Below are 18,676 nucleotides of genomic sequence, written 5' to 3' on the forward strand. Positions count from 1 at the left end.
CATGTCGTAGCGTGGGCTCGACACGCAGTGCTGGGAGTGTCGCTGTCTTCATCATGGCGCCCTCATGTATTACATTTGCAATACATTTTAGTGCCATCTGGCTTGATCGGCAACGTTTTGTTTTACCCTATCGTCTTTTTATGCGGCCAGGGCCAGCCACGACTTTGGCGTCAATGCGCCCAGGACCATGTTCGGGCGATCGTGATTATCAGTCCATATCCAGTCGGTTCTCGTCTACGCTCTCCAAAGGCATATCGAATTGCCACAACCGAGCCATGCACTTGAGCACTTCGTCAGGAAGCAAAGCTTTCGGACGCGATTTTTTTTGCTCAAGAAAACTTGCCATACTGCCGAGACGCCGTTGTAAAAATCGACGCATAGACTTTTAGCATTCAGTCAGTCGTGTGCGTAGCGCGCATTTCCGATCCGATTGTCTCCTTTATATCCGAAACCCGGGTGACGGCGGCTCATCGTCGGGCCGGTCATCCTCGCGCAGACCAAGTACGTCGAGGTATGCATCGAGAGCACGCTGAACTGACGCAGCGACCAACCGCGTAATGTCGCTGTAATTGGCTGTCACGCGCACTTGTGAAATATGTAATCGACATAAGGCGACAGGATACGTAAAATACGTATTGATCCTTATTCGGAGGTCAACATGCAGGCAATCACCGCCACCGAGCTTGCCCGACAAACCCGTCAGGTTTTAGATACCGTCGCGCGCCAAGGCCAAACCGTCATCATCGAGCGCAACCATGTTCCGGTGGCTCGAATTGTGCCCCCCGAGCCGACCATGACCGCTGCCCAAGCGCTCGCGGGGCTGCCCGTAGCGCTCACGCTGCTGCAGGCCCAGGCTTGGCTCGCTGACAGCCGTACTGACTTGGATGACAGCGTGCGAGATCCATGGGCGTAATCCTTGACAGCTGCATTTGGGTTGCGTTGGCCGCAAAAACGCTGGATTCGCAAACCGTGATTGAACTCGCTGGCGATGCATCCGTGTTCATCTCGGTCATTTCGTTGGGTGAACTTGGATTTGGTGTGCAGGCCTGCACGGATCCTGTTGAGCGAGCCGTGCGTGCAGCCTATCTACAACAGCTCGAGCGGCGCCCGATTCGTGAGGTGTCGCGGCAGACTGCCGCTGCGTTCGGCGTGCTTGCGGCCGCTGTCAAGCAGTCTGGCCGGTCACCGCGGCCTCGCTACAATGATTTGTGGATCGCGGCGCAGGCGATCGAGCACGGGGACGCGCTAATGACACTTAACCGCGCCGACTTTGCCGACCTGCCGGGGTTGCGGCTCGTGACGCCTAAATAGGCGTTGCGCGCCTAGCCACTGAACAATGAAAACCACACCCTGCGGTTAAACGAAGAAGGGTTGCCACTGCACTTACTAGCGCAACGCGAAACCCGGGCATCGGTGCGCCTGCTGGTATTAAGATGCCCTCAGAAGCCGGAGGCCCGCGCGGTCGGCAACGAACCACTAGCTTAAAAACAGCAAGCTGCCAGGCGGAGAATAGACCGCTGGCAGGTCGCGGAAAAGCTGATGAAATGCGCCTCGAGCGCGACGCGGCCGCCGCCGAAGTAGCCGCCGCCCGCGAGCTGCCGCGCACGCCGAACGCACCCTTGAAGAACACCGCGCGGCGCGGCTCGCGGCACAGGCACGCCTGCAGGAACTCGAGCGCGCGCTGGTGGCGGCTGAGGCAGCGCGCCAGACGCTGCACGCGCAAGTCGAGCGCCTGCAACGCGACGCACAGGAGCGGGACGCGGCGCTCGCCCAGGCGCGCGCCGATTTTGCCCGCGAACTCGATAAGTTGCGGGCCGACACCGCGCGCGCCGAAGCACGGCTGCAAGCGGCCGAAAAGCGCGCGCTCTTGGAGACCGAGCATGAGCGCAGCATCAGCGCGCGCCTGATCAAGGAACAGGATGCGGCGGTGCGACGCGCCGACGAAAGTGACGCCCAGCGCCGCGCTGAGCGGCAAGCGCTGCAGGCGCAACTGGGGGACGCACGCCAGCACATTGGCACGCTGGAAGGCAACTTAGCCGCGCTGTAGCGCGCAAATGCCGACGCTGAAAAAGTGCGGCGCGTGCGGCAGCGCACACCAACTAAGTCCGCATCGGGTCGGACCACCGGCCCTATTGGGCGGCCACGCCCGCCGACGCGTGCGCTCAAAAAGACTAGGTGACGCCGTCACCGACATTCGGCGACGCTTGCGCGAAGGATGGATCCTGTAGCGTCGGAGCCGGATGACCCAATTAGGAACGCTACACCAGGCCTCAATGGTAGCGCCATTTCAGGGGAAATGGCGGCGTGCTCATCGAGCACATCACTTACAAGGCCACCTCAGCGGCCAGTGCCTCCCACGGCGCCGTCAAGCGGCCGTTTTCCCGCACGACCAGACCGGCAATTTCTAGGGCTACCGCATCAGCCTGCACGCGCTTGTAGTCACGCGATAAAGCGCAGGCCAAAGCTTTGACGCTATCCGCGCTTTCTCGGTGCAAATAGCGTAGCAGCCCCAGCCGTTTTGGCGTCAGCGCCGCCACCATTTCCTGCCACGAGAGAAACGTGACGTGACTTTCCTTAAAATGCTCGCCTCTGGCCGTGCGCTCAAAGGCATTCACGAACCGCTGTCCCATATCACGTGCGCCACTCACATGGACTGTCAGTTTGCTCATTTTCCGCTCCTTTTGCGTCCAACCTCCCCCCAAAAGTCCCTCACCATCTGTCCCGCCATCAAAAAAACGTAGGGTACTTCACGGTCACGATAGTGGCGATGGTCGCCCTGGCTGCGTTTATTACCGTAGCCAATGACGCTTGTGCCGCTCTGACCATAGAACAGGCTGTATTTCAAACCATGGGGTCTTTCCGCGTCACATCCGGGCAATCGCCAGATCCGCATATACACTGATTTATGGCGTCAACCGCCCTACTTAAAGGCACAAAGCGCTTGCCAATCTTGTCGTGTGTTTCTACAATGGATAAACATTAGGAGGTTGCGATGGAACTCAAGATTCAAAAATGGGGCAATAGCGCGGCAGTTCGTTTGCCGAGTGTGCTGCTCGAGCAGATCAACGCGTCGATCGGCAGTTCACTAAACGCCGACGTGCGTCCGGATGGCGTAATGCTGGCCCCAGCCCGCCGCAAGTATTCGCTGGATGATCTTGTTGCCCAATGCGACACGAAGGCTTTTTTTCCGGAGGACATGGCGGCATGGAGTGAGGTCAAACCGGTGGGGCGTGAGGCTTGGTGAGGAGGGTCAAGTTCGAGCGCGGTGATATCGTGCGGGTGAGCCTAAACCCGACTGTCGGGCGAGAGCAGCAAGGCGATTTTCGCCCGGCGCTCGTTCTATCTCCGGCGGTGTTCAACGCCTTGGGCGTGGCGCTCGTTGCCCCGATCACCCAAGGCGGCGCATCGGCTCGCTTTGCTGGGTTCGCCGTACCGCTTTCCGGTTCTGGAACCGAGACGCAAGGTGTAGCGCTCGTCAACATGGCGCGTATGCTCGACCTGGAGGCACGCGGCGCGCGTAAGCTCGAACGTGCGCCAGTTGAAGTGGTTGAGGACGCGCTGGCTCGGTTTCAGACGATTATTGAATGAGGAAACGCGATGAGCAACAAGTTCTGGAACTTGATGTACGCGCTGAACAACACGAAGCGGTGGGTCGGCGACGCGAACAATCCGCAAGCGCGCTAGTCAGCGATGTAATGCGCTTCCGTTAACATAAGTGGATGCTTGGACAGCGCAAACGGATCTCGGAGAGATCGGTGATCATCTTCTCATCCGACAAATCGAAGGCATGCTGCAAGTACAGCAGCCCCGCGATGATCGGAACTTATTCCAAGCAACGCATTCCACATCGGCTGTGGCACCGCGCATGACGTTCGTCAATCTTCCCAACAGCATACGAACCGATTTCCCGGACGGCAGTTATCTCGTCGAGGGACCCGAAGGGGATAAATATCTTGTCTCCGAATCGGGTGATATCAGTGCCACCCTTGTCGAAATTCGGCGAGTGCAGATCGATGATCTCTCGCAGATCTTAAGGCATGAAATCGTGCGTGTGCATGAGACAGTCTCGCATACCTTACACTTCGCTGGAGGGGGCGTTTTCTCTTTCCTGCATCACCGCGATGGACGCGGCATGTCGATTCAGGCAAACCGCATGTTGTGCCGGACATTACCAGGTGGTGTAATCGTCGTATGTGGTACGGCAGCGGGCGATAACGGGCGTGAAGCGAAATTTTCCCCGCAGGCGGAAGGGTAGCCAATTTCACGTGCTATTGATGGCAATAGAAGAGCATTTTGCCAATATGTTGTGCGAAGCCTCAGGCGATAGGGATCCAACTTGCTGACCGCGGGTGACCGTTGCGCCCGCTCCGCAAACCCACCGGCGTGGATCCAATGCCGCACCGTACGCCGATCCAATGCCATGATGCGCGCAATCGCGCGGATTGCCATCCCACTTTGATGGTGGCGCATGACCGATTCGTAGCGTGCGAGCCGCGCTTCGCGCCGCTGCGCTTGTTGCTCCTTTGCGCGCGATGTGGTTGCCACGCCGGGCCAATTCGATTCGATCGCTGGCAATGCGAGACAAGCGTCTTCATGATCGAGCGAGCGTGCAACTTCGCGGATAGGCCGCTGGCTGGACAGCGACTTAGCGCGCGCTCAATAGCATCGCCAAGATGCTTCAACAGATGCCATCGGTCGGCCACTTGTATTGCTTGCGGCGCGCCACGCGTGATGCCTTCGGCGTCAATACCAGCGCGATCGCGCGACACGATCTGCGCCCGGCACGTGCGATTCTGGTTCGCGTTCCCCTCGGTCCCCGCCCTTGGCTCCACCCACTGCGCGGCCGGTTTACCGGCCTTGTTCGCAGGTTTTTTCGCTACTACGGCGGAGTCTGACTTCTCACGCCCGTGCATCATCGGCTTCGGCTCCTCGCCTTCCCGATGCGGGCCTGGCCAATATCGCTACCACGCCAGGTCAGACGTGAGATCTCCCGCCTCCCGTGAAGGCGCTTGCGTGCATGCCAGGTTCTACGACCACGCCGGATCGGCAGGCACTCGCGATGTCGCGCCCGCTCGTATTGCCTTCCACGTACTGGAGCGCGTCGGCATTCGGGATATCAACCATTTCGTGGCTCCATGGCTGGCCTGCACATTCCCCTGCCGACGCTTCGCTGACCTCCTCACGGATGCCCGCGCACGGCTCGGGGGCGATGTGGCTCGCTATGCCTTCATCGTAGTGGACTCTCACCACCTACACCTTGCCGGTCTCCTGGCGTACCCAATACGGGTTCTTCAGTCATTGCCAAATCACATCCTCATCCGACAGGTCGAACGCATACTGCAAGTACAGCAGCCCTGCGATCAAACGCGGCGACGTTGCCGCTCAGCCGCGCTGCGACACGAAACTCGCGCTCATCGCCGTGCTCAATCGGTCCCAGTCAATTAGATCGGCCAAGCGAACCAACGGATGCTTCAAGTTGATCTGCTCGCGCAGCGGCTGGCGGAATAAATCCCCCTCAGACACCAGCGTCTTTGGACCCATCCGAACCTCGTCGAAATTTGCAGGAATCTCGCATCAATATGCCTGCCTCTTGCAAATCCCACAACACCATTCTGACCTCAGAGCCTTACTGCACCAGCGTCTGCGGATTTTTCAGGGCCGACTAGCTGGAATCACAAGCGGGTGTACCGGATCTATCGCGAACTGGAGTTGAACCTGCGAGTCAAGCCACGCACTCGTCATTTTTGCTTGACATATAAGCCGGATTTTATAAAGTAACTAAAAAGGATGATTTAAGAAAAATAATTTAGATGCGTATTTTTTAATTTCTTTGGAGAGAATGCGTGTGCGCAAGCGCACGATCAAAAAATTAACAGGTTAAATAGTAGTTGTCGGTCTTTCAGGAGAGGGGTTTGGGGCTGCAATCGTCAAGTCTAGTGATGGTGGGGCTCGGTATTCGCGGGGACAATCCGCCTTTGGCCGACCAACCGCCGCTCGTCGACGGAATACATCTGCGCTGGACGACATCGCACGAGCGCGCGTTTCCGTGGCACGGCTTTTTCTTGTTCCGCCGGCGGGGAAACAGGGAAGTGCGCCAAGTCTGCATTTCGGCGCAAGGTCAGCCGCCGAATCCCGGGCAAACCGAGCTCTTGCTCGGCGACGGCCGCCTGACGAGCCCGGTACCACTCGTCTTTACCAGCAATTGGCCGTCGCCGGGCGTCCAGGGGATCGATCTAAGGGACCGTCCGTATGTTCGCTTTGACCGCGCGACGGACCGGTTGATGCGCCAGATTCGACTCAAAATCGCGTTTGGTGAGCCGCACAGAGCGCGCCGTTGCATTGATTTTATCGCGCTGCCGAAGCTCGTACATCTACCGATAACGATCGACGGCGTCGAAATTAGTGGAGGCGGACCGCGTGCCGGTGCCGCTCGCGCGGTGACCGTGCCGTCTAAGGAGCTTGGCGGACTGCCCATGCTGGTCGTTGGCGCGCCACTTGAGGTTCTGCTGCCGGGGGGCGCGGGCGCGGTCGATATTCAATTAATCGGAGTAGGCACTGCTATCGTCGTTGAAGGCTTCGACAGTACTGGGCGGAGTTCAGCGCAGCAAAGCATCGTTGTCGCCGCCGATGAGCTGCAGACTATCCGCATTGCTGGCGAAGAAATCGTGCAGGTGCGCATCCGGCCTGTTCAAGGGCTGCTGCGTCTGCTTCAGATCTGCTTTACACCGGTCGGAACCGGTTACCAAAGGATCCTCATAGAAGGGCTTGACCAGTTGCCCGGGACCGACCTCGCCGATGCGATGACGGTCGCTTCTCATGAAGCGGTCGGCACGCCGGGAACGATCGCCGTTGTCGAGCTGCTCGCCGACCGGATGAGCGGCGTGCGCGTCGGCGGCAGCGACGCCGCTATTCTCGATATCTGCTGGGGCGAGTTGCGTGATGCCGCAACGGCTGGGTGGCAACCGGTACCGCACTGTCCTCAACCGTTGTCTCTGCCATCACGTCATCCGGACTACCCCGCATGGACCGGCGCGGTCGATCGGGCGGCTGCCGAGGCGGCGGCAGTCGGCCGCGTTCGCTACGGTGCGCCCGGGACTTGGGCCGGCGCAGCATTTAAGGATTTGCACGACGCTTGCATCCGGCTGATCCAAGGTGGGCCTGGCGCCGGCCCCATGACGGCCGCTTCGCGCACCATCCCGCTACCAGCGCCTCCGAACCGGACGACGCCGGCGCTCAGGAGCTTGCACCCGCTCGACATAGTCATGGCTGGATCGCTCCATCGACCGATCGCCGAGATGCTCGGACTTTCCTGGACCGATGAGACGGCGCAGCCAGGCGCAATATTCGACTACATGATTGTTGCGGACCACGTAGGCGTGTCTGGCGGCGATCCTCGCAAAGTTCTCGCGCACATCGTTCAGTCGGGTTTCGATGACGGGATCGACGCCTGGATCGTCTTTGGATTGCAGGTTGAGCCGCAGGCTCCTGTTGCCTCGCCCGCTGGCACCGTCGTCTACGCCCTCCCCGGCGGGCCGGTCCGGGACGACGCTGGCGTCGTGCGAAACGCGGCCGGGAGCGCCGGTCTCGACTGGCCCCACGGACCATCAGTGCTTGGCTGGCTCGATCCACGCGCGCCTGTCATGCACCATGTCTACCGCGCCGACTGCGGCACGGAGAACACGCCTGTGGTGCCGGCCGAGGCGCGGAACTGGCTGACGAAAAATCAGCCGCTCGTCTCGGCCCGTCCGGCTGGAGCACCTGGCCCGCTGTCGGCGGCACTGCCTACCTGGCCGCCGAAAGAGCCGGGCTACCTGGATTTGCGGCTAGACGAGGGATGGTACGCATACCAACTCGTCGCGGTTGATCTCTTGGGCCGGTTCAGCCCGAGGAGCCCATACGCCAGTTGGTGGCAGTGGGCGCCGGAGCCGGTTCCGCGGCCCTGGTATTACGTCGGCAGCAGCGTCGACGCCGAGATCCATCCGCAGGCTGTCCGCATCATCGACAAAACGCGGCCTCCCGTGCCGCTAGGGGTTGAGGCGTACGTGCTCGACCCCGACGATCCCATCGTTGTGAAGGACGCCGCCTACGATGCCTGGCGAGTCGGGCTCGGTCCCGAGGGGGCAGCGACGATCGGACTGCGTCTCCGATGGCGCTGGAGCCCGGAGCAGCAGCAGCGGGCTCCGAACGTGTCGGAGTTTCGTCTCTACTGGTCGGGGGGCTCCGCCCCGCCGGCAGGCTGGCAAGAGCCGGCCGCATGGCAGGACCGTTTCTTCGTCTGCGCCTACGGCAACAACGTCACATACGAGGGAGACGGAACCCGCATCTACGAGGTCTTCTTGCCGGCTGCGGGGGGCGGGCCGATGGCGGGTGGTGTGCCGCTCGCCCCAAGCCTTGACAAGGTGATCGATTATGCCAATGTAAGCGCGACCGCCGCGGATTCCACGCCCAGCACAGCGGACCGTTGGCCGGGCGCGGGCCCATTCGCGGAGCGACCCGGAAACGAAAGTCAGTGCGCGCCTGCGCAGCGCGTATTCCGGGTTTGGCGGCAGCGGCCCGCCCCCCCGTCGCCGATTGTCGACAGCGACCGGGTCTACGCGACGCCTGCAGACTGGCACGGCCATTCGTACCACACTTTCCGCTGGGTGCCGCAGCCGAACTTGTCCGCACACGTCTGGCGCGCGCTCGATGAGGCGGTATTCGATGCCGACTGGGCGGCACAGCCGCGCACGCCGCTTACCGCTGCCGACCCCGCATTTCCGGATGTCGCGGCAGAGCCGATTTGGACGCCAGAGAAAAAAGCGCAAGTCGCCGAGCTAATTAATGCCATCGGAGCTCTTCTGCCAATCGGGCCCTCTCTGGCGCAGAAGGCGGCGGCGAAGCCGGGTGCGATGGCCCTCTACCGCGCCTTCAGCGACGACGCGCTGCGCGTCCTCGCGAATCGACAGGGATGCGAGCGGGCCTTTGTCCAAGTCACCATCAAACCGTTGGCTGCTGCCGATGCGCCCGACCGGCGTGGCCCGGACGATCCCGCCGGCTATGCTCCATCGTCCGCGCGCTGTGCCTATGTCGACAAAGTTGACGGTCGGGCTACGAACCGTTTACTCTATCGCGCCTCCTTCGTCGACGGTGCGCAGAACCGAAGTGTTCTCGGCGCGTGCGCGACCCCGGTGCGGTTGCCCGACGTCACGCCGCCTCGTGCGCCGGCGATCACGCATGCGCTCGGCGGCGACCGTCGTGTAACGCTGCAATGGGCATCGAATCGGGAACCCGATTTGTTCGAATATCGGGTCTACCGGGCGTCGAGCGAGCTTGATGCGCGTGATCTGCGGACAATGATGTTCCGAGCGGCGATTGCGGCCGATCCCGATCCAGCGAATCGTCCAGTTACTGTCGAATGGGCCGATGATCCCGCACCAGGGCTTTGCGACCTTTGGTACCGGGTCGTGGCAATTGACCGGACAGATCCGGACCCGCGCGGGCATGGCGGCAATGTGTCCGAGCCGTCGACGGCGATCTGGGCCCGAGCATTCGACGAGTTTCCGCCCGAGCCGCCTGCGATCACTGTGGCTGAATGGATAAGGATTGACGATTCCGGGGAAAGGTTTGCGTTCGAGGCGCCGATCCCAGCCGGAGCAACCCGGCTACCGGCGATCCACCTGAGCTGGGAAAACGCGGGTCAGCGTACCCGCCTCCTCGTCCAGCTTCGCTCCGCTTCTGAGGCCACGTTTCAGAATGCGTCGCCGTGGCTTGCGCCCGGGACAACGGACTACGTATTTCTATCGAATCGCACTTTCGAGCAGATTGACCTTCGCCTCAAGGTCCTCAACGAGGTCGGCCACACAAATGTCGTTTTTCATCCGGCCATCATCACGCCGGTTTGATTCTAGCACGGAGAACCAATGGCTTCGCTTGACCAACTAAAGACAAAATGGTTTCTCCCCCTCGCTGGTAATGTACTTGGCGTCCCACAGAGTCGCCATACGGTTGGAGGATCGGGACCCCAGCTTTCCGTCTCGACCGATGGCAATACCGTCGAATTGCTGATCGACGGCAAGTCATACATGAAGCGCTGGCATTTGAACATGGTCAAAGCCGGGCTGACGGAAGCCTATCATACGGGCTGGCGGTTCGAGGCCGTCAACCCGCTCGGCTATCCGACTCCGCCAACGGCGCTTGAGGATATGAGCAGCGCGCATACGGCCGGCGCGGCCATCTATCCCCTCCTTTCCTCGCATACTGGATCTGTCGTTACCAATGGACTCGCCATCGACCGACTTCGACTGCAGCACGGCATCTGGACGGCGTGCCTTGACAATCGCTTTCCACCGGCAGGGAGCAATCATCAGAAAGTGGCTGTGTTTAAAATGCCCAGGGGCAGTACGGCGGTGCTCGGCTCAATCGACATCTCGAAGACCCGCTGGGACGACTCGACACACGCGACCTTCGTCGTCGGCCGAGACCCTGCCGGTGCACCAACGCACGACACAGGCGTCGCGATCACCGGTCCCGCTGTCGCGGATCTCGATCTGTGCTTCCGCGAGCGATGGAACGACAGCTCCCGCACCCTTGGCATGAAACCGCTGCTGCCACCGCAGCCGCTCATCACGACGCCTGTTGGGGGAGCGCCGGCTGGAGGGACGCACTCCGTCCAAGTGCTGCGGAACTTCGGCATCACGAACGCCCTCTCCGGCTATAGCTGGTCGCCGCGCGGCGAGTTCACCATTTGGGCCTCGTATCTTAACGCGATCCGCACGGCCTCCGCCTACCTCTATATCGAGGACCAGTATTTCCTGCCGTGGGACTACCCACCGCGATTCTCACGCCCAGCCAGCCCCGGCCGCGATGTCGACATCGTGTATCAACTAGGCGAGGCGATGCGGCGCGGCGTCAATGTCGTGGTGCTGACGCCGAGTAATGCCGAAGATGCGGCGCACATCTACCAGAAGTACCAGCGCGACCTCGGAGTAAATTACCTACTCTCCATCCGTTTGGCGGGCTCGCCTGGCGACATCGTCGTGGCGTCGCTCCAAAATGGCACCGACGACGTCTACGTTCATTCTAAACTCATGATCGTCGACGATGAGCTTGTCTTGATTGGCTCGACGAATGTCGGGCAGAGAAGCATGACGTACGATGGCGAGGTCCACGTCGGCATCGTCGACGCAGTCGGGGGCTTTGCGCGCGAGTGTCGCAAGGCGCTCTGGGCGGAGCATACTGGGCGAGCACCAGGAACGCTTGACGATCCAGTGGCATCCTTCGCGCTGTTCAAGGCAGATACGGCGGCGAACGCCGGTCACCTCAAACCCTACCCACTCAACAAATCAGCTCTTTATCCGGTAGGACCCGGGACCACGCCGCCGCCTGTGGGCCACTCACGCGCGATTCGCGACTTGATCGACCCTTACGCCGGCCCGCCGGCGCTTGTCTGAACCGGAGCCACCTCATGCCTGCTTTCGAAGGCTTACCGCTGCCCAAGGCATTCCGGACGGAGCTTTTCCCGATCGACCGGTTCGATCCCGGCGGTGACATCACGGCGCTCCTCTCCAAAATACTGGTCACCGACTATCAAGAGACGGTGTTCTCGCCGGAACCCGGTGGCAGCTTCTCAGTCGGATTGACGGTCGCAGAGGAACTCGTCATCGGCCTTGTCGGCCTGAACGGCTTCGCGCTAATCCTTGGAGGCGCGAGCGCGACGAGCGTCACGCTCGGGGCGGAGTTTCGTCCGTCTGGGCTGAGGGTGAAGCTGGGCGGCGGCATGCGGCTTCGTTTTCCGCGCGAGATGCTCAAGCCCGTGATGATGAGCAGCAGCGGATGGGTGGATGACCCCAGCCGGCCCTTTGCCGAGATCGCCATTGCCGCCGGGATTGTCATCGACCAGGACTGGAACGTGACGTTCGACGGCGCCAATGCCTTCACGCTCGCTCCAGCGATGGTGGCGGGTTCGGGATTCGTCATCGAAGGCTCGGTTGCGCTAGACCTCTCGGACACCACGAGCCTGCCGGAAGTCCAGGCGCTGGGGCTACCCAACAGCTGGCGCGGGGTCGTCTTCCGCAACCTGACCGTGCACCTGCCGTCGGCAATCACCACCGCCGTGCCGATCGCGAACATCGCCTTTGAAAACTTCCTCATCGGCTCGGGCGGCGTCTCGGGACGGATTCGGCTAGCTGGGGCGCCAGCGAGCGGTACGCTGGCCGGTTTTCCGTTCACACCGAGCACTTTCTCGGTCGAGTTGAAACAGAACGCGCTGATCGGAGTCGAACTTATCGGCGACATCACGCTTCCCTTTTTCGACGAGCCGCTCTCAGTCACAGCAGGATTCGACCTGGCCGGGAACCTCATGCTCGGGGTGCACAGCGTGGACGGCATCGGGCCCGTCACGATCAACAAGCCTGGGCTTCTCGCGATGACGCTCGACAGCATCACGCTCAGGCGCCAGAGCGACACGTTCTTCGTCTCGCTCAGTGGCACGATTCGGCTGGAGGTTGCGGACCTGGAGTGGCCGACCTTTCGCGTCCAGGCGCTTACGATCGACGACGCTGGTCATGTCTGCGTCGAAGGTGGATGGCTCGCCCTGCCTGAGCAGTATGTACTGAGCTTCTATGGCTTCCAGCTGGCGATCGCCAAGATCGGCTTTGGAACTGAGAGCGATGGCAGGCGATGGATCGGCTTCAATGGCGACATCAAACTCGTCGAAGGACTGCCGGCGGGCGCCTCGGTCGAAGGCATGCGCGTGCGGTGGTCGCCCGGCGGCGCGCTCAATCCGTCGCTGTCGCTCAACGGTGTTGGCGTCGAGTTTGAGGTTCCTGGGAGCCTGTCATTCAAGGGCTTTGTCGCGATGCGCCAGCCGGAGCCGGGCGTGTACCGCTTCGACGGTGACATCGAGTTAAGGCTGACTTCGCTCGATTTCGTCCTCGACGGCGAGTTGGTGGTCGGCTACGATCAGCCCGCCGATCTCACCTTTTTCGCTATTTATGTCGGCGTCGAGCTGCCTGTCGGGATCCCTCTATGGTCGACTGGATTGGGTCTCTACGGACTCGCCGGCCTTTTTGCGTTCAACATGGAGCCTGGCCGCGCTCCCGCCGAGGCCTGGTACGAGATGCCGCCGGGGGCTAGCTGGTATCATCGGGACCCTCCGGGTGTCGGCGTAGCGCGGCTCCGGAAGTGGGCCGACGCCAAGGGTAGCCTCGGCCTCGGCGCTGGTATCACACTTGGCACCGTAGCCGACAACGGCTTCACGTTCGCCGGCCGGCTGCTCATTGCCATCGTCTTTCCGGGTCCCATCATCCTCATCGAAGGACGGGCCAATGTCTTGAAGTCACGCTCGAACCTTGGCGACGAGCCCGTTTTCCGTACCCTCCTGGTCATCGACAACCGCGTCGGTACCATCACCGCAGGCCTCGATGCGCGCTACTTGATTGCCGACGGCGGCGAGTTGATCGATCTTCACGGTTCGCTTGAGGCGTTTTTCGACTTCCATGATGCCGGAGCCTGGCACCTTTATCTCGGTATAGACGAACCTCGTGAGCGCCGCATTAGTGCTGATGTCTTCCGGCGCATCTTCCGCGCCGACTCCTATTTCATGATCGAGGGACAGCGGTTGCGCACGGGCGCCTGGACCGGCATTGACAAGCACTGGAGTTTCGGACCGCTCAGTGTGGATATCTCTGCTTGGATTGATGGGCACGCCGACCTCTCGCTCAAGCCGGCCTACTTCCAGGGGGTGATGTCGCTGCATGGCGGATACGGCGTATCGGTGTTCGGGTTCGGGTTCCATCTGGACGCGACGGCGACGCTGGCTGCGGGTGTGTTTGACCCGTTCTTCATTCACGCCGACCTTAGCGTGTCCGTGAGCTTGCCGTGGCCACTGCCCGACTTTCACGTCGACTTTCCGCTCGAGTGGGGACCTGACGCTAAGCCGCCGCTGCTGCCGGCCACGGTGAAAGAGGTCGCGCTTGGTCACGAGCTCGTGAGCACGACTTGGCCGCTGCCCGCAGAAAGTCTGCTATTGCCAGCACTCGACGCCGCGCCACCCGACTCGGACATCCTTCCTGTTGTCCCACTCGACGCGCGGCCCGAAATTACTTTCGGCTGCTCCGTCCACGATGACGCCCTGGTGGGTGTCAATCCGCAACCACAGTACCCGACCGGCAGCCCCGCAGGTTGGGCGCAGATCGGCAATCCCGCCAGTAACGAGGGACCCGTGTTGATCCGGCCCGCAGTGACAGAGATAAGGCTCGATCGCTGGACTGATACCGCCTGGCAGGCTGTCGCACGGTCCGGCAAAGTGCCCGACCCATCGCTTTCGGCCGCGCCGCCAACTCTCTATGGAACCTGGATGCCCACCATGGCCCCCCCGGGCGACGGCCCTGGACCAGGGCAGACCAAGCTGCGAGTTTGGGCTAAGACACCGTTCAGCTTCACCCGCCGGACGATCAGCCAGTTTTGGTCGGACTGGTTCGTCTCAATGTTCCCAGACTATCCTTGCGTCGACCTCCCGAGGGACCGTTGGGTCTGCTGCAATTTTTCTGCATATGCTTCTGGCGACCGGTTGACGCCGCCGTGGACGTGCCCTGACAACGACGCGTTTGTTGTAACCTGGACGGCGCCTCCGCCGCCCATCGTTGCGGCCCATGTGCTCGCGGCGCGTGACGCCGCGGTGAAAGGCTTGTGCTTCGCGCCTGGTAGCGAGGCAAAGATTCTCCTGCTGCGGGACGTGAAGCAAGTCGTCGTACGAACCTTCATTGACACGGCGCGCGAGACGGCTGCGGTCTACGTCAATGCCTACGACGCGGGCGAGCGTTTGCTGTCAAGCACTTCAGCGAAAGATGGTGCAGCCGTAGTTGATGGGCGGGGCGTCGACCACCTTGTCGTTTTGGCTAAGGGCGACGGCTTCTGCGTCCTCGAAGTGTGCGCTCTCATCGGCCTCGATGCTGGTGAACAGGCGGAGTGGAAAGCGATGAGTCAGCACACCCTCGAAGAGCTCGTGCGGTGGAGTGCGGATGACAACATTCTGTCGCCACATACTACGTTCCGCCTCAAACTTGTCACCGAACTCGGCGTCCGACTGCCGCCAGGCTCAAAGGTGCCGGACGCCTTTGCCGGAACCCGCACGATCACACAATTATCGTATTTCCGTACGGAGGGGCCACCTGGACTTTCCGCGCTGGCGCCGTCGGGCAACGCTCTTATTCCGGACGCAGGCACCGGCGGCGCCACCGCGCCGCCGAGTATAGCGACCGGGCTCGAAGACCTATCCCGCTATGTTCGCCAGACGATTCCACCGACCGTTCCACCGCCGGGACAACCGCCCATCCTGCCCCGGCCGGTCTACCGTGGTTACGATGCGGGCGTCATCTTCGGGGTAAACTACGTCGATCTCATGTACGCGCTGGAGGGACGCGACCTGTCGCTCGTTCTCTATGATATGAACGAGCGGCCAGTCCGCGACGCGCACGGCCGACTGGCGGTACTGCCGAATCGGTGGGCACGGACCGACCAGATCGACCTGACCGACTCCGAGAGGCGTTGGCTAGAGGTGCTCGACCATGCTCATTGCACGACGGGGACGGTCGATCTTAGGACCGTCGCCCGCAACAAGACAGTCGGTGCCACTGGATTCGTGCTTGATCCCATGACAACCTACGAAGCGCGGCTGTTGCCGTTGCTGGCGCACGACACCTTCGACGGCTACGCGCTGGGTGCGGCCGCCTCGGGCAGCAGAGCGGCGCTGACAGGCGGCATCTTTACCTGGAGCGTGCTCGACATAGGTTCGGACGGAGCGCCGTCGATCTGGAGGATTGGGGAGAGCAGCGCGCCCGCTAGCCGCTACGTTGAGGAGACCGCTGCAGTCTCGAGCGGACCGGCCGCGCGCAACGCCCCGTTCCCCGGCGGAACGCTGCTATCGCTCGCGGACACCTTCCGCCTAGCTTCCGGCGATCCCGACCAGCCGTCAGCTTGGACTGACTACCGGCTTGCGGCGTTGGTACGCTCTGCTGGCAACGGGATCATCGGGCTAGGCGTCCGGATGAAAGGCAGCCGCGGCTATCTCATGAAGCTCGACCGCCAGCGCAACCTCCGCCAAGTCGTGCTGGTGTATCCGGGATCCGCGCTGGTCCTTGCCGAGGCGGCGGGCGGGTATCCTCTGAACTCTGATCTGCAGATTTCGATCGAAGCGGTGGGAGCGAACCTGCGGGTATACATCGACGGTGACCTCACCTTCGATATCGCCAACTCGGTATGGGCCAGCGGCACGGCCGCTCTTTACGCTGCCGCCAATGCCGGCGCGCGTTTTGCCGACGTCCGAGTGGACGACCTGCGGACGACGGCACCGATTGTCTACCGATTCAAGTTCACCACGTCCGCTTTCGCTGATTTCAGGCATCATGTGCTGAGCGGCGACGACCGCGCGATCGCGACGGTGCCCGCCGATGCGGCGCCGATCGCGATCGCCAGCGTCTTGGCCATCGACCCTACCAACCCCGCCGCAAGGTCTGCACCGGGGGAGCCGGAGGCACGTGCCTTCGACGCGGTCGCCGATGGTGCGCTTGGTCCCGCCGCCCGGCAGACCATCGGTCGGTTCGAGGCAATGCGCTTGGTCACAGGCGGAAAGACCATGGCTCTTCTCGTTCGCACGGCAGAGCCGATCGATTGGGAGCGAACCGTGCTGGCAACGAGTTCAGCCGATCCAGTTCCGTCGCCTGTGCCGGCCAAAGGTGCCAAGTTTGCGGAGATCGGCTTTGCAACGGGCGCCCCACCGGATCCGCAGCATGAATGGGCAACTGTGCTCCTTCTCGAGGACCGCGACCTAACCGGCCTCGCCATTGAACGGCGGACCGTGCCGAGCCCTGATGCCGGGGACCTCCCAGCCGGCACCGCGCTATGGACTGGCAATTTTCTGGACGCCGACGAGATTGGGGACGGCACGCCCACCCTGCAGTGGCAGCCGGCCTTCGCCGACTTATCTGAACTCTCATTTGTCGTCCCACCAGGAGAGGGTGCCCCGCAATGGAGCGCCACGTTGGGCGTGCTCTCGCAGACTGGCGCCTTTATGACGCCGGATTCGACGCCACTTGGTCATCCACTTGAGCAGCCGTCGCGCGGCACGCTCGCGCTCGGCCCCCCGCTCGCGGCGGCAGACATCCGACTGACGATGAATCTTGACATGCCCGGAAACGGGGCGGCCGGCGTCGTGTTCCGTTATACCGATGCGCAGAATTACTACAGGTTTTCTATCGACCGGACTAGCCGCCGGCGTATCCTCGTGCGCTTTTCGGGGGGGGCTTTCCAGGTGCTGCATGTGTCGGCCCTCCCGCCGAGTATGGCCACCACGTACGCGGTCGTCGTGGAGGCGGTAGGAGGTCGTCTGACCGTGCACGTCGACGGCGTCCTTGTCGTGTCCGTCACGGACGCGACCAACGTCGGCACGTCTGTTGGCTTCTACGCGCAGCGGAACTCGCAAGCCAGTTTCAGCGGCGTGCGCATCAACCGCATCCTAAGAACGCTTCGCGAGTGGCGTATCGACGATTCTTCGCCCAACGGCGATCGCGGCATCTGGCGCATCGCTTATGGCGTACTTACCAGCGACGTCGCGCAGCCGCCAGCGATGGGCGAGAGCTTCGCGGTACTCGCCGCCGGCGCATGGTCAGATTTGCAAATAAACGCGACCCTGGTGCCAAAGGCTAGCGGCGTCGGAGAGTACGGGTTGGTGTGGCGCTATATTTCGCCGCGTGACCACGTGCGGCTCGCCCTCGACCTGGCCGCTGCGACCGGACGGCTCGTGGTCCGGACTGCCGGGACGGATGCTGTGCTCTGGTCCGGCTCTATGCCCCCTGGTGGTCCAGCTCGGCGCGTTTCCATCAAGGCGATCGGGCATCGCCTCGTGCTGTCTGTCGACGGGGCCGTGCTTACCGACATCGCCGACGCGGGCCTGGGCAAGGGAACGGCGGGCGCGTTCGCCTCTCTCACCGCTGGAATCGAGGTCGCGCCGCCGGAGATCCTGCACGCCGTACCGACCTTCGAGCGGTGGTATGCCTTTGGGGCCGAGCCATTTTTGGTCTCGGGCCGGCGTGTGCGGATCACGGCTTCTATGGAGCCAGGGGGCTACGCCTCGCTCGCCGGAGAAGAGGCACGATGGAAGGGCCTCGCGGTGGCAGGATTCCAGCCCAGCTTCCCGAGAGAGGGCGTGGATGTGCGGCTTGTCGACCACGCCGGCGCAGTTCTGCATGCGCGGCGGTTCCGTTCGACCGCGTCCTACACACCGCTCGCTGTCCGCATCGTGCGCGCCGCGGACGGCACCGGGTTTGTGCTCGTCCCAGCCGGAGCAGGCAGCCTACCAACTGGGGAGATACGCATAGAATTCACATTTCGCCGTGACAACACGACGCTGAACCAAGACTCGCTGGTTCTACGCCAGGAAGGAGAAACAAGCCCTGAGACGGTCGCGATCACTGTCGCCTGACCGACTGCCGGACCACCGTTTCCGCTCGCATCGACGCTGCTATTATGCAGGTGTTGACAACAACTTAGAAGTGGCTCTTCCGCACTTTGTGTAAGCACTCGGCACCTTGAACCAGCCGTGTCGTAAAGTGACGATCGTGTTCACCTATTTTTGTGTCGGATTAAACATGTGGCTCATAAAATTCTTGTGTTTGTATTGACAGTTGACTAGCACAGTATC

The 18,676-nt window shown here is 62.0% G+C and carries 12 protein-coding genes and 1 pseudogene; 9 read left to right on the plus strand and 4 right to left on the minus strand.

Features of this window, described 5'->3' with window-relative positions:
• Positions 1 to 658: 658 nt before the first annotated feature.
• From KPG66_RS13540 to KPG66_RS13550, 3 genes are all read left to right on the plus strand, one after another.
• On the plus strand, positions 659 to 913 hold the full coding sequence (locus KPG66_RS13540; protein WP_237071171.1) for a type II toxin-antitoxin system Phd/YefM family antitoxin: 255 nt from the start codon (positions 659 to 661) through the stop codon (positions 911 to 913).
• Positions 904 to 1,311, plus strand: a complete 408-nt coding sequence (locus tag KPG66_RS13545) for a type II toxin-antitoxin system VapC family toxin (RefSeq protein WP_237071172.1) — start codon at positions 904 to 906, stop codon at positions 1,309 to 1,311. The genes KPG66_RS13540 and KPG66_RS13545 overlap by 10 nt, the downstream gene beginning before the upstream one ends.
• Positions 1,312 to 1,684: 373 nt before the next feature.
• Complete coding sequence (locus tag KPG66_RS13550; RefSeq protein WP_013436807.1) at positions 1,685 to 2,047, plus strand: hypothetical protein; 363 nt, start codon at positions 1,685 to 1,687, stop codon at positions 2,045 to 2,047.
• A 277-nt stretch (positions 2,048 to 2,324) separates the two neighbouring features.
• Here KPG66_RS13550 and KPG66_RS13555 read toward each other — a convergent pair whose 3' ends face one another.
• A complete protein-coding gene (locus KPG66_RS13555) occupies positions 2,325 to 2,669 on the minus strand; it encodes an HVO_A0114 family putative DNA-binding protein (RefSeq protein WP_041755140.1) in 345 nt (114 codons plus the stop codon).
• Complete coding sequence (locus KPG66_RS13560; protein WP_237071173.1) at positions 2,666 to 2,893, minus strand: toxin-antitoxin system TumE family protein; 228 nt, start codon at positions 2,891 to 2,893, stop codon at positions 2,666 to 2,668. The genes KPG66_RS13555 and KPG66_RS13560 overlap by 4 nt, the downstream gene beginning before the upstream one ends.
• 99 nt (positions 2,894 to 2,992) lie before the next feature.
• Between KPG66_RS13560 and KPG66_RS13565 the strand changes: the two genes are divergently transcribed.
• From KPG66_RS13565 to KPG66_RS13575, 3 genes are all read left to right on the plus strand, one after another.
• On the plus strand, positions 2,993 to 3,244 hold the full coding sequence (locus KPG66_RS13565; RefSeq protein ID WP_013436803.1) for an AbrB/MazE/SpoVT family DNA-binding domain-containing protein: 252 nt from the start codon (positions 2,993 to 2,995) through the stop codon (positions 3,242 to 3,244).
• On the plus strand, positions 3,238 to 3,588 hold the full coding sequence (locus KPG66_RS13570) for a type II toxin-antitoxin system ChpB family toxin (RefSeq protein ID WP_013436802.1): 351 nt from the start codon (positions 3,238 to 3,240) through the stop codon (positions 3,586 to 3,588). Before KPG66_RS13565 ends, KPG66_RS13570 begins: the two co-directional genes overlap by 7 nt.
• Positions 3,589 to 3,715: 127 nt before the next feature.
• Positions 3,716 to 4,255 (plus strand): hypothetical protein, encoded by a 540-nt coding sequence (locus KPG66_RS13575; protein ID WP_237071174.1) that lies wholly within the window; start codon positions 3,716 to 3,718, stop codon positions 4,253 to 4,255.
• A gap of 719 nt (positions 4,256 to 4,974) precedes the next feature.
• On the opposite strand, the gene KPG66_RS13585 is transcribed toward KPG66_RS13575, so the two are convergent.
• Together KPG66_RS13585 and KPG66_RS13590 are read right to left on the minus strand one after the other, a co-directional pair.
• Positions 4,975 to 5,247, minus strand: coding sequence for a hypothetical protein (locus KPG66_RS13585; protein WP_237071175.1), 273 nt, complete (start codon positions 5,245 to 5,247; stop codon positions 4,975 to 4,977).
• Positions 5,248 to 5,298: 51 nt separating this feature from the next.
• Positions 5,299 to 5,541, minus strand: a pseudogene (locus KPG66_RS13590) (IS5/IS1182 family transposase); the annotation flags it as partial.
• A 371-nt stretch (positions 5,542 to 5,912) separates the two neighbouring features.
• Here KPG66_RS13590 and KPG66_RS13595 point away from each other — a divergent pair.
• From KPG66_RS13595 to KPG66_RS13605, 3 genes are read left to right on the plus strand one after another with little or no spacing between them, the layout of a single operon-like run.
• The gene (locus tag KPG66_RS13595) at positions 5,913 to 9,881 is read left to right on the plus strand and encodes a hypothetical protein (protein ID WP_157864648.1); all 3,969 of its coding nucleotides are present in this window, start codon (positions 5,913 to 5,915) and stop codon (positions 9,879 to 9,881) included.
• Positions 9,882 to 9,899: 18 nt separating this feature from the next.
• Complete coding sequence (locus tag KPG66_RS13600) at positions 9,900 to 11,429, plus strand: phospholipase D family protein (RefSeq protein WP_013436793.1); 1,530 nt, start codon at positions 9,900 to 9,902, stop codon at positions 11,427 to 11,429.
• A gap of 14 nt (positions 11,430 to 11,443) precedes the next feature.
• Complete coding sequence (locus tag KPG66_RS13605) at positions 11,444 to 18,457, plus strand: hypothetical protein (RefSeq protein ID WP_013436792.1); 7,014 nt, start codon at positions 11,444 to 11,446, stop codon at positions 18,455 to 18,457.
• Positions 18,458 to 18,676: the final 219 nt, after the last annotated feature.

This window comes from Mycetohabitans sp. B2 (genome assembly GCF_021733735.1).
Lineage (GTDB): Bacteria > Pseudomonadota > Gammaproteobacteria > Burkholderiales > Burkholderiaceae > Mycetohabitans > Mycetohabitans rhizoxinica.

Bases quoted from the DNA above. Each gene is read 5' to 3' on its own strand.
- KPG66_RS13540 (WP_237071171.1), top strand. From the start codon at position 659: ATGCAGGCAATCACCGCCACCGAGCTTGCCCGACAAACCCGTCAGGTT.
- KPG66_RS13545 (WP_237071172.1), top strand. From the start codon at position 904: ATGGGCGTAATCCTTGACAGCTGCATTTGGGTTGCGTTGGCCGCAAAA.
- KPG66_RS13555 (WP_041755140.1), bottom strand. From the start codon at position 2,669: ATGAGCAAACTGACAGTCCATGTGAGTGGCGCACGTGATATGGGACAG.
- KPG66_RS13560 (WP_237071173.1), bottom strand. From the start codon at position 2,893: ATGCGGATCTGGCGATTGCCCGGATGTGACGCGGAAAGACCCCATGGT.
- KPG66_RS13565 (WP_013436803.1), top strand. From the start codon at position 2,993: ATGGAACTCAAGATTCAAAAATGGGGCAATAGCGCGGCAGTTCGTTTG.
- KPG66_RS13600 (WP_013436793.1), top strand. From the start codon at position 9,900: ATGGCTTCGCTTGACCAACTAAAGACAAAATGGTTTCTCCCCCTCGCT.
- KPG66_RS13605 (WP_013436792.1), top strand. From the start codon at position 11,444: ATGCCTGCTTTCGAAGGCTTACCGCTGCCCAAGGCATTCCGGACGGAG.